The organism is Flavobacterium sp. GNP010, assembly GCF_056428945.1.
This window is the reverse complement of the sequence record NZ_JBWJVK010000134.1, coordinates 1-633: the sequence shown is the minus strand read 5'-3', so window position 1 is coordinate 633 and position 633 is coordinate 1. Positions and strand designations below refer to the sequence as shown.

1 pseudogene is annotated in these 633 nt (G+C 38.2%); it reads left to right on the top strand.

The annotated features are described in order from the left end of the window. Positions 1 to 361: 361 nt before the first annotated feature. A pseudogene (locus AC061C_RS15875) lies at positions 362 to 517 on the top strand (REP-associated tyrosine transposase); the annotation flags it as partial. Positions 518 to 633 lie beyond the last annotated feature (116 nt).

Below are 633 nucleotides of genomic sequence, written 5' to 3'. Positions count from 1 at the left end.
GTATTGCTTTAATTAATTTTTTTGAGGTATACTTCTTAAAATCACGTATCACATTTTGCAATTCCCCTTCAAATGCAGTACCTATTAAATGAATATGGATTGTCATATAGATATAGGCCTAGATGCCCATTTAAAAATTGTTGCTCAAAAAGCATCGGCTGTGGCCAATGGTGTAATAGCCAAGGTGCGCGAAAAACAAGGATTCGAAATATAATTACCTATCTAAAATAACCGCGGATTCGCAGATTATAGTAATATTTAATCTGCGAATCCGCGGTTCATTACGATTTAAAATGGCGCGAAGTCAGAGACATTCGCGCAGCAACCCACAGTCTTTAAGTACGTTTTTTTGAATACTTCGAGCAGCTGGTTCATAAAACAAAAAGTGAATTATATACACAACAATCCTGTAAAAGAGAAAGTAGTTAGCTCACCAGAGGATTATTATTTTAGTTCTGCTAGAAATTATGCGGGCTTAGACAATGATTTAGATGTTGTAATGTTGGACTTATTTTAGATTGTTGATGCACTGTGTGGGCACGGATTGCAAATCCACGCTATCGTGCTTGTGGGCACGGAATGCAATTCCGCGCGATCAATATCGAGAATGCTCGTCATATCCGAGCCATCGGG